Raw genomic sequence first — 15,746 nt, 5'->3', positions numbered from 1 at the left:
CGGAGACCGACCGACCGCTGGGTATGCGACTCGGGCTACCATCGGTGGCGCCATGCAGAAGAACCCCACACACACCAGCCTGGTCGCGGTCGGCGACTCCTTCACCGAGGGCATGTCGGACCTGCTGCCCGACGGCACCTACCGGGGGTGGGCCGACCTCCTGGCGAGCCGGATGGCCGCCCGCACACCCGGCTTCCGGTACGCCAACCTGGCGGTCCGCGGCAAGCTGATCGGACAGATCGTCGAGGAACAGGTCGACGTGGCGGCCGCGATGGGCGCGGACGTGATCACCCTGGTCGGCGGCCTGAACGACACCCTGCGCCCGAAGTGCGACATGGGCCGGGTCAGGGACCTGCTCACGGAGGCCGTCGAGCGGCTGGCCCCGTCCTGCAAGCAGCTGGTGCTGATGCGCAGCCCGGGGCGCCAGGGCCCGGTCCTGGAGCGGTTCCGGCCGCGCATGGAGGAGCTGTTCACCTGCGTCGACGAGCTCGCCGCGCGGCACGGCGCCGTCGTCGTCGACCTGTACGGCGCCCCCTCGCTCGGCGATCCGCGCCTGTGGGACGTCGACCGGCTGCACCTGACGCCCGAGGGACACCGCCGGGTCGCCGAGGCGGTCTGGCAGTCCCTCGGCTACGACCCCGAGGACGCCGACTGGCACACGCCGATGCCGGCGACTCCGCCGCCCGGCTGGGCCGCCCGCCGCGTGGCGGACGCCCGCTTCGCCCGGCGGCATCTGCTCCCGTGGATCGGCCGCCGCCTGACCGGCCGCTCCTCCGGGGACGGCCGCCCGCCGAAGCGGCCCGAGCTGCTGCCGTACGAGGGCCCGGCGTAGGCGGCGCTCAATGACCACGCGGGTGATCAGCCTCCGGGGCCGGATCCACGCGTTCGGTCCCCGGCTGGAACGCGCCCCCGAGGGCGTGGTCCACGTCGGCCGCCTCTGGACGCTCGGCGGCCGGGACCTCCCCGGCACCCGCTGTACAACCCGTTCGCCCACGACACCCCGAAGCAGAAGCGGGACGGCACGCGGGCCGAGGTGACGGCGATGTACCGGGCCCGCCTGCTGGAGCGTCCGGAGCTGCTGGAGCGGGTGGAGGCGCTGCGCGGGAAGACCCTGGCCTGCTGGTGCGCCCCGAGCCGTGCCACGCCGACGTGCGCGGAACTCGCCGACTCCGCGAGGTGACGCGCGTCTCGTAGGTTCCGCCGAACGGGACGGTGGCGCTGGCCTGCACGAATCGCCAGTAGAATCCGTGCACGTGACTTCCGCTCCCGCCAAGCCCCGCATCCCGAACGTCCTCGCCGGACGCTACGCCTCCGCCGAGCTCGCCACGCTCTGGTCGCCCGAGCACAAGGTGAAGCTGGAGCGTCAGCTCTGGCTCGCCGTGCTGCGCGCCCAGAAGGACCTCGGGATCGAGGTGCCGGAGGCGGCGATCGCCGACTACGAGCGTGTCCTGGACACCGTCGACCTGGCCTCCGTCGCCGAGCGCGAGAAGGTCACGCGGCACGACGTGAAGGCGCGGATCGAGGAGTTCAACGACCTCGCCGGGCACGAGCAGGTCCACAAGGGCATGACGTCCCGCGACCTGACGGAGAACGTCGAGCAGCTGCAGATCCGCCTCTCCCTGGAGCTGGTCCGCGACCGTACGGTCGCCGTGCTGGCGCGGCTGGGCAAGCTGGCGGGCGAGTACGGCGAGCTGGTCATGGCCGGCCGCTCGCACAACGTGGCCGCGCAGGCCACCACCCTCGGCAAGCGCTTCGCGACCGCCGCCGACGAGCTGCTCGTGGCGTACGGCCGGGTCGAGGAGCTGCTCGGCCGCTACCCGCTGCGCGGCATTAAGGGTCCCGTCGGCACCGCCCAGGACATGCTCGACCTGCTCGGCGGCGACGCGGGCAAGCTGGCCGAGCTGGAGGACCGGATCGCGGCCCACCTGGGCTTCTCGCAGGCGTTCACGTCCGTCGGCCAGGTCTACCCGCGCTCGCTGGACTACGAGGTCGTGACGGCGCTGGTGCAGCTCGCGGCGGCCCCCTCCTCGCTGGCGAAGACGATCCGGCTGATGGCCGGGCACGAGCTGGTGACCGAGGGCTTCAAGCCCGGCCAGGTCGGCTCCTCGGCGATGCCGCACAAGATGAACACCCGCTCCTGCGAGCGCGTCAACGGCCTGATGGTGATCCTGCGCGGCTACGCGTCGATGACCGGCGAGCTGGCGGGCGACCAGTGGAACGAGGGGGACGTGTCCTGCTCGGTGGTGCGCCGGGTGGCCCTCCCCGACGCGTTCTTCGCGCTGGACGGTCTGCTGGAGACGTTCCTGACGGTGCTCGACGAGTTCGGTGCCTTCCCGGCGGTCGTGGCCCGGGAGCTGGACCGTTACCTGCCGTTCCTCGCCACCACCAAGGTGCTGATGGGCGCGGTGCGCGCGGGCGTGGGCCGTGAGGTCGCGCACGAGGCGATCAAGGAGAACGCCGTCGCCTCCGCCCTCGCGATGCGCGAGCAGGGTGCCGAGCGCAACGAACTGCTGGACAAGCTGGCCGCCGACGAGCGTCTGCCGCTCGACCGCGCCCAGCTCGATGCCCTGATGGCCGACAAGCTGTCCTTCACGGGCGCCGCGGCCGCGCAGGTGGCGACGGTCGTCGGCCGCGTCGAGGAGATCGTGAAGCAGCGTCCGGAGGCCGCCGGTTACACCCCCGGAGCGATCCTCTGACGCGTTTCACCCAGGCGGAGCTGGAGGCCGCCCGCGACCGTCTGGTACCGGACGTCGTCGCGGGCGGTCTGCGTGTGCTGTTCTGCGGCATCAACCCGGGGCTGATGACGGCGGCGACCGGACACCACTTCGCCCGCCCGGGCAACCGCTTCTGGCCGGTCCTGCATCTCTCCGGTTTCACGCCGCGGCTGCTGAAGCCGGCGGAGCAGGGAGAACTGCTGTCGTACGGGCTCGGCAGCACCAATGTGGTGGCGCGGGCGACCGCCCGGGCCGACGAGCTGAGCGCCGACGAGTACCGGGAGGGCGGCCGGATACTGGCGGAGAAGGTGCGGCTGCTCGGGCCCCGCTGGCTGGCGGTGGTCGGTGTGACCGCCTACCGGGCCGCCTTCGACGAACGCAAGGCCGCGGTGGGTCCCCAGGAGCGGGCCATCGGGGACACGCGGGTGTGGGTGCTGCCGAACCCGAGCGGTCTCAACGCCCATTGGACGGCCGCGACGATGGCGGAGGAGTTCGCCCGGCTGCGGGTGGCGGCGGAAGGCTGAGCCGGGCCGTCAGGGCGGGTCCGTGTCGGTGACGACCAGCAGGAGCTGTATCTCGTCGTCCGGGTCGAGGTCGGCCACGCCCAGGGCCACCCAGCGGCCCTGCTCCGCCACCTGCCAGAGGTACACGTCTCCCACGCGCAGGCTCAACCCGGCCCAGGGCTCGGGTATCTCCTCGGTCCCGGTCCGCAGCCGGACCGTCTGCAGTCCCAGGTGACACGGCGTCCCCCATCTCCGCGTCAGCGTCCCGGCCAGCTCCTCCTTCTCCTCGTGGATCCGCTCCGCCTCGGCCAGACGCACCGCCGCGTCCGCCACCGCGAGGCCGTGACTGGTCACCAAGGCCGCCGTGCGGTGACCGGGCCCGAGGTACCTGTCGATGTCCATGCGATCCAGTAAACCCGCCACCACTGACAATTGGCGGGCCGTCAGCGGGCATCCGGCTCAGGCGTCCCGGCGCCCGAGCCGCCAGGCGCCCGCCGCCAGCGCGACCGCCGTCCACACGGCGGTCACCGCGAGCCCCGTCCACGGTCCCAGCACACCGTCCCAGCTGCTGTGCAGCACCACCTGCCCGGCCCGGTCGGGCAGGAAGTCGGCCGCGCTGCCGGACATGTCGCCGACCACGAACGACACGATCAGGAGGAAGGGGATGAGGACGCCGAGCGTGGCCACCGCGCTGCGCAGAACCGTCGTCAGACCGGCGGCCAGCAGGGCCATCAGGGTCAGGTAGACGGCGCAGCCGGCCACCCCGCGCAGTCCCTCGGCCGTGCCGGGGGCATCCGCCTCCTCCCCCAGCACCGTGCTGCCCACGGCCCAGGTCGCGAGCCCCGTGACCAGCCCGACGGCCAGCACCGGCAGGGCGATCGCCGTCAGCTTGGCGGCGAACCAGCGGGCCCGGTCCGGAACCGCGGCCAGCGACAGGCGAAGGGCGCCGCCCTGGAACTCGGCGGCGACGGCCGTCGTCCCGAAGGCGATCGCCGCGATCTGGCCGAAGCCGACGCCGAAGAAGACGGAGAAGAGAGGGTCGAAGTCGTCACCGCCGGAGTCGGCACCGGCCGGCGCCGAGAAGGCGACCGTGGCGAGCAGGACCGCGCCCAGGCTGCCGGTCTGCGACCGCAGCGTCCGGATCTTGATCCACTCGGCGTGGAGTGCGGGGGTGAGAACCGGGGTGGGCACGGTCAGGCCTCCTGGTACGGCTGGGCCGCGAACTCGGCGGCGTCGGCGGTGAGATCGAGGTAGGCCTCCTCCAGCGTGCCTTCCTCGGTGGTCAGTTCGAGCAGGGGGACGCCGGCGGCCGCCACGAGCGGGCCGATGTCGTCCACGCGCGCGGAGGACACGCGCCAGTACCCGTCGGGGTGTTCCACGGCGTCGTGGCCGTGCCGGGCGAGAGCGCTCCGCAGGGCGGTGGGGTCGGTCGTACGGACGCGGACGCGGGGGCGCACGCGCGCGTCGATGAAGTCCCGCATCGGGGTGTCGGCCAGCAGCCGGCCCCGGCCGAGGACGACGAGGTGGTCGGCGAAGGACGCGGTCTCGTTCATGAGGTGGCTGGAGACCAGCACGGTGCGTCCTTCGCCGGCGAGCCTGCGCAGCAACCCGCGGATCCAGACGATGCCTTCGGGGTCGAGGCCGTTGGACGGCTCGTCGAGCAGGACCACCTCGGGGTCGCCGAGCAGGGCGGCTGCGATGCCGAGCCGCTGGCGCATGCCGAGGGAGTACGTCTTCACCCGGCGGCGGCCGGCGTCTCCGAGCCCGGTCTCCTCCAGCACCTCGTCGGCCCGGCGGGCGGGGATGCGGTTGCTCGCGGCGAGGGCCAGAAGGTGGTCGCGGCCGGTCCGGGAGCCGTGCGCGGCCTGCGCGTCGAGCAGGGCGCCGACCCGGCGGAGCGGCTCGGGAAGGGTGACGTAAGGCCGGCCGGCGAGGGTGGCGGTGCCTGAGGTCGGCCGGTCGAGGCCGAGGACGAGGCGCAGGGTGGTCGACTTGCCGGCGCCGTTGGGGCCGAGGAAGCCGGTGACACGGCCGGGCATGACGCGGAAGGTCAGGCGGTCCACGGCCCGCCGGGGGCCGTACTCCTTGGTGAGGTCGTGGACGTCGATGCTGGTCATGGCCCCGACTCTGGCGGTCCGCAGGGGGGTTGGGCCTCCCCCGCCCGGGGAGGGCGTCTCCCCCGCTCGGGGGAGGCCGTTGCCAGTGGCGCCTGTCACGATGTGCGCATGGGCCGCTGCCTGCGCCCGCTGCTGCGGGGGACGACGTACACACGACTGCTGCACCTGTGGGTGCCGCTGCTCCTCCAGAGCGTGTGGATGTTCATCGACATGTCGAAGCCGTGGGTGCCCGCGCTGCTCCTGGTGCCGGTCGGGCTGATCCCGGGGGTGCGGACGGGAGAAGGGGTTCAGGCGCGGCTGCTGCTTCTGCCGGGGGAGGCCGATCCCGGGTTCTCGGTGGCGCCGTCGGCGAACCGGCGGGACCGGCTGCGGACCGTGCTGTGGCTGGAGGTGCGGATGGTCCTGGGGGCGGCCGTCGGGTACTCCTGCGTGTGGCTGCCGATCACCGCGCTGGTGCTCGTCGATCTCGCGCGCGGGCGCGTGCCGGACGGCATACCCGTCCTCGACGCGGTGACGCCGCACTGGTGGTACGCCCTGCTGGCGCCCCTCCCCCTGCTCGTGCTGTACGGCGTCGTCGTCGGGCTGGGCGAGCTGGTCACCGTCGCGGCACGCGCGCTGCTCGGGCCGTCCGCCGCGGAACGGCTCGCCGCACTGGAGGAGCGCACCGAGCAGCTCCTGGAGCGCAACCGCATCGCCCGTGAGCTGCACGACTCCATCGGGCACGCGCTGACGGTGGCGGTGGTGCAGGCGGGGGCGGCGCGGGCGGCGGGCGACGCGGAGTTCACCGGCCGGGCGCTCGCGGCCATCGAGGACACCGGCCGGGCGGCACTCGCGGACCTGGAGCGGGTGCTGGGTGTGCTGCGCGAGTCGGACCGTCCGGTGAGTGCCCGGCCGACGCTCGCCGAGGCCGACGGGCTGCTGGAGTCCGCGCGGGCGTCCGGGGCGAAGGTCGACGCCGAGGTGACCGGCCCGCTGGAGACGGTGCCGGGGCCGGTGTCCCGCGAGGGATACCGCATCCTCCAGGAGGCGCTGACCAATGTGCTGCGGCACGCGGGCGACGTACCGGTCAGGGTCCGGGTCGGCGTCGCCGGCGGCCGGCTGAGCCTGGAGGTGCGCAATCCGCTGCCGGCCCGGACACCCGGCCCCGGGCGGGGCAGCGGGCTGCGCGGGATACGCGAGCGCGCGGCGCTGCTCGGGGGACACGCCTGGACCGGGCCGGACGCGGGAGACTGGCAGGTCCGTGCCGAGCTGCCGCTGAGTTGATCTACGCTGGCCCCATGCCGGTGACCGTGCTCCTCGTCGACGACGAACCTCTGGTGCGCGCGGGGTTGCGGGCCGTGCTGGAGGCACAGGGCGACATCGAGGTCGTGGGGGAGGCGGCGGACGGTGCAGCGGTGATCCCGCTGGTGCGGCGGCTGCGGCCGGACGTGGTCGCCATGGACGTCCGCATGCCGCTGATGGACGGCATCGAGGCGACCCGCGCGGTGCTGCGCACGGTGGAGGGGCCGCCGAAGATCCTGGTGGTGACGACCTTCGAGAACGACGAGTACGTGTACGAGGCGCTGCGGGCGGGGGCGGACGGGTTTCTGCTGAAGCGGGCCAGGCCCGCCGAGATCGTGCACGCGGTACGGCTGGTGGCGGAGGGCGAGTCGCTGCTGTTCCCGGCGGCGGTGCGGCGGCTGGCCGCCGAGTACGGCGAGCCGGGCGGCAACCGCGCGGCCCGGGACACGCTGGAGCGGGCCCGGCTGACCGAGCGGGAGGCCGAGGTGCTGCGGCTGATGGCGCGCGGGCTGGCGAACGCGGAGATCGCCACGCGGCTCGTCGTGGGCACGGAGACGGTGAAGTCGCATGTGAGCGCGGTGCTGGCGAAACTGGGGGCGCGGGACCGCACACAGGCGGTGATCACGGCGTACGAGTCGGGGTTCGTCGCACCGGGTTGAGACGGTGTGTGACGGCATCGGTACGGATACCGCTCTCGCCCGGCTCCTCCCCGCCGAGTACGATCCGCCCAACACGCGCACGAGCTGGAAGGACGGACGTTGGGGCGGCTGACCGGCGGGGATCCCTCGCTGCTGCGAAGGATCAACTCCGCGGTGGTGCTGCACGCGCTGCGTGCCGCGGACTGCGCGACGCTCACGGAGATCACCCGGGTGACCGGGCTGTCCCGGCCGACCGTCGAGGGGGTCGTGGAGGACCTCATCGGGGCGGGGCTCGTCGTCGAGAAGGCGGCCGACGACAGTGTCGCCCGGCGGCAGGGGCGGCCGGCGCGGCGTTTCCGGTTCCGTGCTGAGGCCGGGCACCTGCTGGGCCTGGAGATCGGCTCGCACCGGGTGGCCGCGCTGCTGGCCGATCTGGACGGGCGGCTGCTGGGCTCGCAGGCCAAGGAGGTCGACCAGACGGTCCCGGCGGACGAGCGGCTGGAGCGGCTGCGCACGGCGGTCGCCGAACTGCTGCGCCGGGCGGGCGTGCCCCGCGACTCCCTGCGGGCGGTGGGGGTGGCCACCCCCGGCATCGTCGACGCGGACGGGACCATACGGCTGGGCACGGCCCTGCCGGAGTGGACCGGGTTGCGGCTGGGCGAGCGGCTGAGCCGCTCCTTCAAGTGTCCCGTGCTGGTGGAGAACGACGCCAACGCGGCGGCCGTGGCGGAGCACTGGAAGGGGTCGGCCACCGAGTCCGACGACGTCGTCTTCGTGCTGGCGGGGCTGAGTCCGGGCGCCGGGTCGCTGATCGGCGGGCGGCTGCACCGGGGGTACGGCGGGGCGGCCGGTGAGATCGGGGCCCTGCATCTGCTGGGCCGGGAGGTGACGCCGGAGACCCTGCTGTCCACGACGGACGAACCGCTGCATCCGCTGGACGAGCAGGCGGTGGCGAAGGTGTTCGCGCAGGCGCGCGACGGCGACCAGCGGGCGCGGGCCGCCGTGGACCGCTTCATCCAGCGGCTCGTGCACGACGTGGCCGCGCTGGTGCTGGCCCTCGACCCGGAGTTGGTGGTCGTCGGCGGGTGGGCGGCCGGTATCGACGGCGTACTGGAGCCGCTGCGGCGGGAGTTGGCGCGCTACTGTCTGCGACCGCCGAAGGTGGCGCTGTCGATGCTCGGCGAGGCGGCCGTGGCGACCGGGGCGCTGCGGCTGGCGCTGGACCATGTGGAGGAGCAACTGTTCGCGGTGGAGGGGACGGTGACGGCCCGTCGGTGACGGGCCCGCCCCTGTCAGCTCTTCCCCGACAGCGCGACCGTGACGGTCCGTCGGGGACGGTCCGGATCAGCACGCGGCGCCGCGACGCGCCGCGCCCCGGAGGCGTTTCCGGGGCGCGGGCGAGGGGTCCGTCCGCCGGGTGCGGGCTGTTCAGGGAGCCTGCCGCACGCGCGGGGCGGACGGACGTGGCGGTCAGGACGCCCGGCGTTCCGGGCCGTGGTGTATCTCGACGCCGCCCGAGGCGCCGAACGTCAGGCGGCACGTGTCAGCGCGATACGTGGCGACGGAGAGGGCGGCGGTGCGGCCCCCGGCGAAGAAGCGGGTGGTGACGACGAGGACGGGGGCGCCGGGCAGCCGGTCGAGTTCCCTGGCGTCGTCCGCGCGGGCCGAGCCGAGCTCCACGGAGCGGTCCTGGCCCTGCAGTTCGAGGCGCTGCAGTTCGCGCAGCACGGCCCGCGCGCGGGCCGCTTCGGACGGGGTGTCGATCCCGGTCAGGTCGGGCACCGACGCCTGCGGGACGTAGAGGAGTTCGGCGGCGACGGGCTGGCCGTGCGAGACCCGGGAGCGGCGCACGACGTGCACGGCTTCCTCGCGCGGGATCTCCAGGGCGGTGGCGACGGCGGCCGGCGGGACCGCGAGCGCGCAGTCGACGCACTGCCAGGCGTCGTCACCGCCACCCGGCCATGCCTGTTGTTCCGTGCCGACGGCGACGCCCATCCGGGGCGGCGCGACGGTCGTGCCGACCCCGCGGCGGCGCTGCAGCCGGCCCTCCAGTTCCAGCTGTTCCAGGGCCTGGCGGAGTGTCGCCCTGGCGACGCCGAAGCGGGCGGCCAGCTCGCGCTCGTTCGGCAGGATCTCGCCGACGGCGAACTCGGAGTCGAGCGCCTCGCTCAGTACGGTCTTGAGATGCCAGTACTTCGGTTCCGGTACCGATTCCAGTTGCGTGGTCCCCACCCTGTCCTCCGCAATCGCCATGGTCCGGCGGCGTATTTCGCGCCCTTGTTTATTAAAGGTTGTTGTACTTCTCTGCGACCATAGGGCGGCCCCCACCCTTGGTCAAGACCAATCCTCGATCCCCCGGAAGGCCGACAGGGGCCCGGCGGGAAAGCGTTCACGAGGCGTTCGTACAGGCCCGCGCCCGCCCGGCCGGGGCGGCCGGACGCCGTCCGGGGGTGTCCGGCGCCGTCCGGGCGGAATCGACGCCTTCGGCACACAATGACCGTGGCGGAATGATCCGCGGAACGGGAGGTCGCCATGCGGTACGCCGTGCTGGGCACGGGCCAGGCCGGGCGCACGCTGGGCGGAAAGCTGGTGGCCCTGGGGCACGAGGTGACCCTGGGCTCGCGCACGAAGGACAATCCGGTGGCCCTGGAGTGGGCTGCGGACAGCGGCGGAGGCGCCGGTACGTTCGCGGAGGCGGCCTCCTTCGGCGAGGTCGTGGTGAACGCGGTGGCCGGGCGGGTGGCGCTCACCGCGCTGGAGGCGGCCGGGGCGGCCAACCTCGCCGGGAAGGTCCTGGTGGACGTCTCCAACCCGCTGGCGTTCGAGGACGGCGAGGCGCGGCTGTCGCCCGTCGAGTCCGACAGCGTCGGCGAGCAGATCCAGCGGGCGTTCCCGGACGCGCGCGTGGTGAAGTCGCTGAACACGGTCAACTGCGCGGTGATGGTGGATCCCGCGCGGGTGCCGGGCGGCCACCAGCTCTTCGTGTGCGGGGAGGACGCGGACGCCAAGGCGCGGGTCACGGCGATGCTGGGCGAGTTCGGCTGGCCCGCGGACCGGGTGCTGGACCTGGGCGGCATCCGGGCGGCGCGGAGTGTGGAGATGTGGCTGCCGCTGTGGCTGGACCTGATGCGCCACTTCGGGCACGCGGACTTCAACCTGGAGCTGCGCACTTCTCGTTGACCCCGGCCGGGCTGCGGCATCCGAGGGGCTACCCGTCGGTAGCAATTGCTGACAAGCTGTCTACGGCGTCCGCCGGTCCGTACAGACGAGGAGCTCCCCCATGCCCGCCACCGCCTCCTTCCCGGTCCCCACCCCCAGTGGCCCGCAGCCGGTGACCGTCTCCTACGAGCGGACGGGTCGCGGCGAACCGCTGCTCCTGCTGCACGGGATCGGACATCACCGCCAGGCCTGGGACCCGGTGGTGGACATCCTCGCCGCCGAGCGCGACGTCATCGCCGTGGACCTTCCCGGCTTCGGCGTCTCCCCCGCGCTGCCGGACGGGCTCGCCTACGACCTGCCCACGACGACCTCCGTGTTCGCCGCGTTCTGCGAGGCGCTGGAACTCGAACGGCCGCATGTGGCGGGCAACTCCCTCGGCGGCCTGCTCGCCCTGGAACTCGGCCGCGAGAAGCTCGTACGGTCCGTCACCGCGCTGTCCCCCGCCGGGTTCTGGTCGCAGGCCGAGCGGCGCTACGCCTTCGGCGTCCTGCTGACGATGCGGCACCTCTCCCGCCGGATGCCGCTCCCCCTCGTCGAGCGACTGGCCCGCACGGCGGCCGGCCGCACGGCTCTCACCAGCACGATCTACGCCCGCCCCGCCCGCCGCTCACCCGAGGCCGTGGTCGCCGAGACGCTCGCGCTGGCCCAGGCCACCGGGTTCGACCAGACGCTGCGGGCGGGCACGAGCGTCCAGTTCACCGACGACATCCCCGGCATCCCGGTCACCGTCGGCTGGGGCACCCGGGACTGGCTGCTCGTCCGCCGCCAGGGCGTCCGAGCCAAGCAGATCATCCCCGCCGCCCGTCTGGTCCGGCTCCCCGGCTGCGGCCACTGCCCGATGAACGACGACCCGGCCCTGGTCGCCCGGCTGATCCTCGACGGCAGCCGCTGAGCCGTCCGGGTGGGGCGCCGAGGCATCCGGACCGCGTGCCGAGGCGCCCGTGGCGACCCCGAGTCCGGCCAGGGCGCCGCCGGTCGTCCGGGCCGGGCGGCACGCGCCCGTTCCGGCCGGAGGGGCGGTGCCGGCGGCGACGGGGATGAGGCCGAGAAGAGGGGCGCGCGTTCGGCGCGGTCCGCTGGAGGCCCACGTACCAGCACACGAAGCCGACGACGGTGACGACCCGCCGCCCGCCCCGGCAGCGCACCCGCCCCGCCCGCGGCCGGCCGCCGCGCCACGCCGCGCCGTCGAGCAGCGGGCCGAGCACGGCGGACTCGGCGGCGGCGAGGCCGCACATCGTGGCGGACAGCAGCCGCGGGCCCGGCGACCGCGGCACGGGCACGGCCAGGACGGCGGAGCCCACCTGTCCGGCGAGGGCGCAGACTCAGCTCATGGATCGTCGGTCTGTACGCCGTCTCGAAGGCCTTGCAGGCCGGGCAGCGGAAGTCCTCCCACACGGTGAGCGTGGACCTGGGAGCGGGCGAGGCCCGCCCCGTCCGTACGCCCCCACCCCTGGAGCGTGAAGGCGCCCACGGCGACCGGCGCGGCCCCGTCCCCCTCGACCGGGCGCCGTTCGCCCGTTTCGTGGAGCGCGGCGGCTACGACCGCCGGCTGCGGCGCCGTCAACGGGCTCACCGGGAGCGTCGGGACGGCCCTGGTGGACGCGCTCCGGGAGCACTTCCCCCGGGCACGCGGGTGTCCGGGATCGCGGCCGGGCTGCACGTCATCGCGGAGCGTTCGGCGGCCCACGGGCCCGGGCGGACTTCCTCGGGCGGATGGCGGCGGTCGGTGTGGAGGAGCGCGCGCCGGAGGAGTAGGCACCCCCGCGTGACGGACGCGAGGGCGGGACAGGGGACGACAGCGGGACCGAGGGTCACGGCGGGACGGTGCGGATCGTCCTCGGGTACGCGCACGGGTCGCCCGCGCGACTCCGGGACGGTGTACGGCTGATGAGGGAAGCGGCGAGGGGCCGACGCGCGTCGGTTCCCCCGCCCCGCGCGGCCGGTTGTTCACTTGCGGTTCGCGTGTGCGCCGCGGTGCACCAGTAGGAGTGACGGTGCACATCGGCCGGATCCCGCCCCTGGAGGCCCACTCATGACACACCGTCCGTTTCCCGGGCGCCGCAGCGTCCTGCGCGGCTCGCTGGCCGCTTCCGCGGCCCTGACCCTGCCCGTCGCGGCCGGCGCGGCGCCGGCGCTCGCCCTGTCGGGGCGGCCACGGGCCGACTGGGGTGTGCAGACGGGGGACGTGACCTCCGACTCCGGGCTGGTGTGGGTGCGTGCGGACCGTCCGGCGCGGATGATCGTCGAGACGGCCGCCACCGAGTCGTTCCGGCACCCGCGCCGCTGGTACGGCCCGCTGCTCGGCGCGGGCACGGACTTCACCGGCACGACCGCGCTGCACGGGCTGCCGTCGGGCGAGCAGATCCACTACCGCGTGCTGCTGGCCGACCCGGACGACCCGCGCCGCACCGGAGAGCCGGTGACCGGCACCTTCCGCACGGTCCCCGCCGGGCGCCGGCGCGGGGTGCGCTTCCTGTGGTCGGGGGACCTGGCGGGCCAGGGCTGGGGCATCAACCCCGAGCTCGGCGGCTACCGCATCTACGACGCGATCGCGAGGCTCGACCCCGACTTCTTCCTCTGCAGCGGCGACACCATCTACGCCGACGGCCCGCTCACGGCGACGCAGGCCCTGCCCGACGGCGGTCTCTGGCGCAACGTCACCACCGAGGAGAAGTCCAAGGTGGCCGAGACGCTCGCGGAGTTCCGCGGCAACTTCCGCTACAACCTGCTGGACGAGAACCTGCGGCGGTTCAACGCCCAGGTGCCGTCGGTCATCCAGTGGGACGACCACGAGGTCCGCAACAACTGGTACCCCGGGGAGGTGATCGCCGCCTCCGACACCCGCTACACGGAGAAGAGCGTCGACGTCCTCGCGGCGCGCGCCCGGCGGGCGTTCGGCGAGTACTTCCCGATCTCCACGCTGCGGCCGGGCCTAAGGGAGGGCCGGGTGCACCGGGTGCTGCGGCACGGGCCGCTGCTCGACGTGTTCGTCCTGGACATGCGGACGTACCGCAACGCCAACTCGCCCGACGACCAGACGGTGGACCCGCAGGGCATCCTGGGCCGCGAGCAGCTGGAGTGGCTGAAGCGGGAGCTCGCGCGCTCGCGGGCGGTGTGGAAGGTGATCGCCGCCGACATGCCGCTCGGGCTGGTCGTGCCGGACACCACCGAGGGCAGGGCGAACCTCGAGGCGGTGGCACAGGGCGATCCGGACGCGCCGCTCGGCCGTGAGCTGCAGATCGCCGAGCTGCTGCGCTTCGTCAAGCACCGGCGGATCACCGGCACGGTGTGGCTGACCGCCGACGTGCACCACACCTCGGCCCAGCACTACCAGCCCTCGCGGGCCGCGTTCACCGACTTCGAGCCGTTCTGGGAGTTCGTCTCCGGCCCGCTCAACGCGGGCGCCTTCCCGGCCGGCGTCCTCGACGGCACGTTCGGCCCGGAGCGGATGTTCGTGAAGGCGCCCACCGCCTCCAACGTCTCTCCCGCCGGCGGATACCAGTTCTTCGGCGAGGTCGACATCGACGGCGACAGCGGCGAGCTCACGGTCCGGCTGCGCGAGCAGGACGGCACCGTGCTGTTCACGCAGGTCCTGCAGCCGGGACGGGTGGGGCAGTGAGAGCGGGGCCGCACGGGCGGGGCAGTAGTCGTAGAAGAATTAATAAAAGGGACATTGGGAACCTTTACCCATCAGTCACAAAGCGTTCGTGATCACGCAACACCATTCCTCCACAGTGGCCGCATGACTCGAGACATGTGTGACGTGACGCGTGCGAAACACGGGCGCCCCGTGCACCACTGGCGGCGGGACGTCGTGGAACTCGCCGCGGTCTTCACGGCCGTCGCCGTGGCCGACGTGGTGGCGAACCTGGTGGGACACGGGCCCGACGGTCCCGCGCTGCTGGCGTTCTCCGCGGCCGCGCTGGTCGCAACAGCGGGGTTCCACACCTGGTGGGCGAGGCGGCACGGCCACGCACCGCCGGTGAGCGATACCGATACCGGTGCCCGGCCGTCCTCTTCGCAGGAGCAGGCCGGGCCCGGCGTCGTCGGCGCGGAGAGCACCCTGTGGCGGATGCGGACGACGGTGAAGGACGCGCCGGGATCACTGGCCGCGCTGTGCACGGCGCTGGCCGGACACAGGGTGGACATCCTGAGCCTGCAGACGCATCCGCTGGGCGAGGACACGGTGGACGAGTTCCTGCTGCGCGGCCCGGGGGCGCTCGCGGCGGCCGACATCACCCGCGCGGTGGCCCGGGCGGGCGGCAGCGGCACCTGGATCGAGCGGGCCGACGCCCACGACCTGGTGGACGCGCCGACCCGGGTCCTCGGCCTCGCCACCCGCACCGCCCTGGACGCGGCGGAACTGCCGCTCGCGCTCAGGCAGTTGCTGGGCCGGTGCACGATACGATCACTGCCTGCCAGGCCTGCGGGCGGCGGCCGGGGACCGGCCGACGTGCCCGTCGAAGGGGTGCTGGAGGACACCGTGATGCGCCTGCGGGCGCCGGAAGGCGGAGTGATCACCGTGGAGCGGCCGTACCTGCCGTTCACCCCCACCGAGTTCGCACGCGCGCGTGCCCTGGTCGAGCTGGACGCCCGGCTCGGTCCGCGGATCCCCCGCAGCCAGGACGTGCTGACGCTGCCCGAGGGCAACGACATCACCGTGCGCCGGGCCGACACCGGTGACCTGGAGGCCGCCAGGGCGATGCACGAGCGCTGCTCGGCCCGCACGCTCGGCATGCGGTACCACGGGCCGGTCGGCGACGCCGACCGCTACCTCAACCACCTGCTCAGTCCCCGCTTCGGCCGCACGCTCGCCGTGCAGACGCCGTCGGGCCGTGTCGTCGGTCTCGGTCACCTCCTGTGGGACGGCGACGAGACCGAGGTGGCGCTGCTCGTCGAGGACCAGTGGCAGCGGCGCGGCATCGGCCGAGAACTGCTCGGCCGACTGGTCGCGATGGCCGTCGAAGCGGGGTGCGAGAGTGTCTACGCGGTGACGCAGTCGTCCAACACCGGAATGGTCGCCGCGATGCGCGGTCTCGGACTGCCCCTGGACTACCAGATCGAGGAGGGGACGCTCGTGATCACCGCTCGACTGGACTCTGCGGAGCGCGGGGCGGTCGGGGGACCGCTGTCCCGCTCCGGCGAGCCGGGGAACGCCTAAAGGGTGCTTCGCAAGTCCTGTGCGGTGCCCGGGGTGTCCGGTGCGTGCTCTCGGCGTGCCGGACGAAAGCCCACGTACTGGGTGTACTCGGGCTTTCGGCCGGTGCGGCGGTG

Annotated in this window: 15 protein-coding genes; 11 read left to right on the top strand and 4 right to left on the bottom strand. The window is 73.8% G+C overall.

The window, feature by feature from the left end:
- The first annotated feature begins 52 nt into the window (after positions 1-52).
- The 4 genes from ACFY30_RS33280 to mug all read left to right on the top strand — a co-directional run bounded on the left by ACFY30_RS33280 (position 53) and on the right by mug (position 3,238).
- Complete coding sequence (locus ACFY30_RS33280) at positions 53-832, top strand: SGNH/GDSL hydrolase family protein (protein WP_390848862.1); 780 nt, start codon at positions 53-55, stop codon at positions 830-832.
- Positions 833-937: 105 nt separating this feature from the next.
- Positions 938-1,180: a DUF4326 domain-containing protein gene (locus tag ACFY30_RS33275; protein WP_390848916.1), complete on the top strand. Its 243-nt coding sequence runs from the start codon at positions 938-940 to the stop codon at positions 1,178-1,180.
- A 73-nt stretch (positions 1,181-1,253) separates the two neighbouring features.
- A complete protein-coding gene (gene purB, locus ACFY30_RS33270; RefSeq protein ID WP_390848861.1) occupies positions 1,254-2,696 on the top strand; it encodes an adenylosuccinate lyase in 1,443 nt (480 codons plus the stop codon).
- On the top strand, positions 2,693-3,238 hold the full coding sequence (mug, locus tag ACFY30_RS33265; protein ID WP_390848915.1) for a G/U mismatch-specific DNA glycosylase: 546 nt from the start codon (positions 2,693-2,695) through the stop codon (positions 3,236-3,238). The genes purB and mug overlap by 4 nt, the downstream gene beginning before the upstream one ends.
- 9 nt (positions 3,239-3,247) lie before the next feature.
- On the opposite strand, the gene ACFY30_RS33260 is transcribed toward mug, so the two are convergent.
- From ACFY30_RS33260 to ACFY30_RS33250, 3 genes are read right to left on the bottom strand one after another with little or no spacing between them, the layout of a single operon-like run.
- Positions 3,248-3,619, bottom strand: a complete 372-nt coding sequence (locus tag ACFY30_RS33260; protein WP_390848860.1) for a hypothetical protein — start codon at positions 3,617-3,619, stop codon at positions 3,248-3,250.
- 57 nt (positions 3,620-3,676) lie between these two features.
- Positions 3,677-4,408: an ABC transporter permease gene (locus tag ACFY30_RS33255; protein ID WP_390848859.1), complete on the bottom strand. Its 732-nt coding sequence runs from the start codon at positions 4,406-4,408 to the stop codon at positions 3,677-3,679.
- Positions 4,409-4,410: 2 nt separating this feature from the next.
- Entirely contained in the window at positions 4,411-5,334 is a 924-nt protein-coding gene (locus ACFY30_RS33250) for an ATP-binding cassette domain-containing protein (protein WP_390848858.1), read from the bottom strand.
- A gap of 108 nt (positions 5,335-5,442) precedes the next feature.
- Between ACFY30_RS33250 and ACFY30_RS33245 the strand changes: the two genes are divergently transcribed.
- From ACFY30_RS33245 to ACFY30_RS33235, 3 genes are all read left to right on the top strand, one after another.
- Positions 5,443-6,597 (top strand): sensor histidine kinase, encoded by a 1,155-nt coding sequence (locus ACFY30_RS33245; RefSeq protein WP_390848857.1) that lies wholly within the window; start codon positions 5,443-5,445, stop codon positions 6,595-6,597.
- A gap of 14 nt (positions 6,598-6,611) precedes the next feature.
- Positions 6,612-7,274, top strand: coding sequence for a response regulator (locus ACFY30_RS33240; RefSeq protein ID WP_390848856.1), 663 nt, complete (start codon positions 6,612-6,614; stop codon positions 7,272-7,274).
- Between the two features lie 99 nt (positions 7,275-7,373).
- Entirely contained in the window at positions 7,374-8,531 is a 1,158-nt protein-coding gene (locus ACFY30_RS33235) for an ROK family transcriptional regulator (RefSeq protein WP_390848855.1), read from the top strand.
- Between the two features lie 192 nt (positions 8,532-8,723).
- On the opposite strand, the gene ACFY30_RS33230 is transcribed toward ACFY30_RS33235, so the two are convergent.
- A complete protein-coding gene (locus tag ACFY30_RS33230) occupies positions 8,724-9,485 on the bottom strand; it encodes a GntR family transcriptional regulator (protein WP_390848854.1) in 762 nt (253 codons plus the stop codon).
- Between the two features lie 300 nt (positions 9,486-9,785).
- Between ACFY30_RS33230 and ACFY30_RS33225 the strand changes: the two genes are divergently transcribed.
- The 4 genes from ACFY30_RS33225 to ACFY30_RS33210 all read left to right on the top strand — a co-directional run bounded on the left by ACFY30_RS33225 (position 9,786) and on the right by ACFY30_RS33210 (position 15,633).
- Positions 9,786-10,433, top strand: coding sequence for an NADPH-dependent F420 reductase (locus tag ACFY30_RS33225; RefSeq protein ID WP_390848853.1), 648 nt, complete (start codon positions 9,786-9,788; stop codon positions 10,431-10,433).
- Positions 10,434-10,533: 100 nt separating this feature from the next.
- On the top strand, positions 10,534-11,364 hold the full coding sequence (locus ACFY30_RS33220) for an alpha/beta fold hydrolase (protein WP_390848852.1): 831 nt from the start codon (positions 10,534-10,536) through the stop codon (positions 11,362-11,364).
- A 1,140-nt stretch (positions 11,365-12,504) separates the two neighbouring features.
- Entirely contained in the window at positions 12,505-14,091 is a 1,587-nt protein-coding gene (locus ACFY30_RS33215) for an alkaline phosphatase D family protein (RefSeq protein WP_390848851.1), read from the top strand.
- 123 nt (positions 14,092-14,214) lie between these two features.
- A complete protein-coding gene (locus tag ACFY30_RS33210) occupies positions 14,215-15,633 on the top strand; it encodes a GNAT family N-acetyltransferase (RefSeq protein ID WP_390848850.1) in 1,419 nt (472 codons plus the stop codon).
- Positions 15,634-15,746 lie beyond the last annotated feature (113 nt).

The sequence above is a fragment of the Streptomyces sp. NPDC000345 genome (assembly GCF_042898825.1).
GTDB lineage: Bacteria > Actinomycetota > Actinomycetes > Streptomycetales > Streptomycetaceae > Streptomyces.
This window is presented reverse-complemented; position numbering and strand designations above follow the sequence as displayed.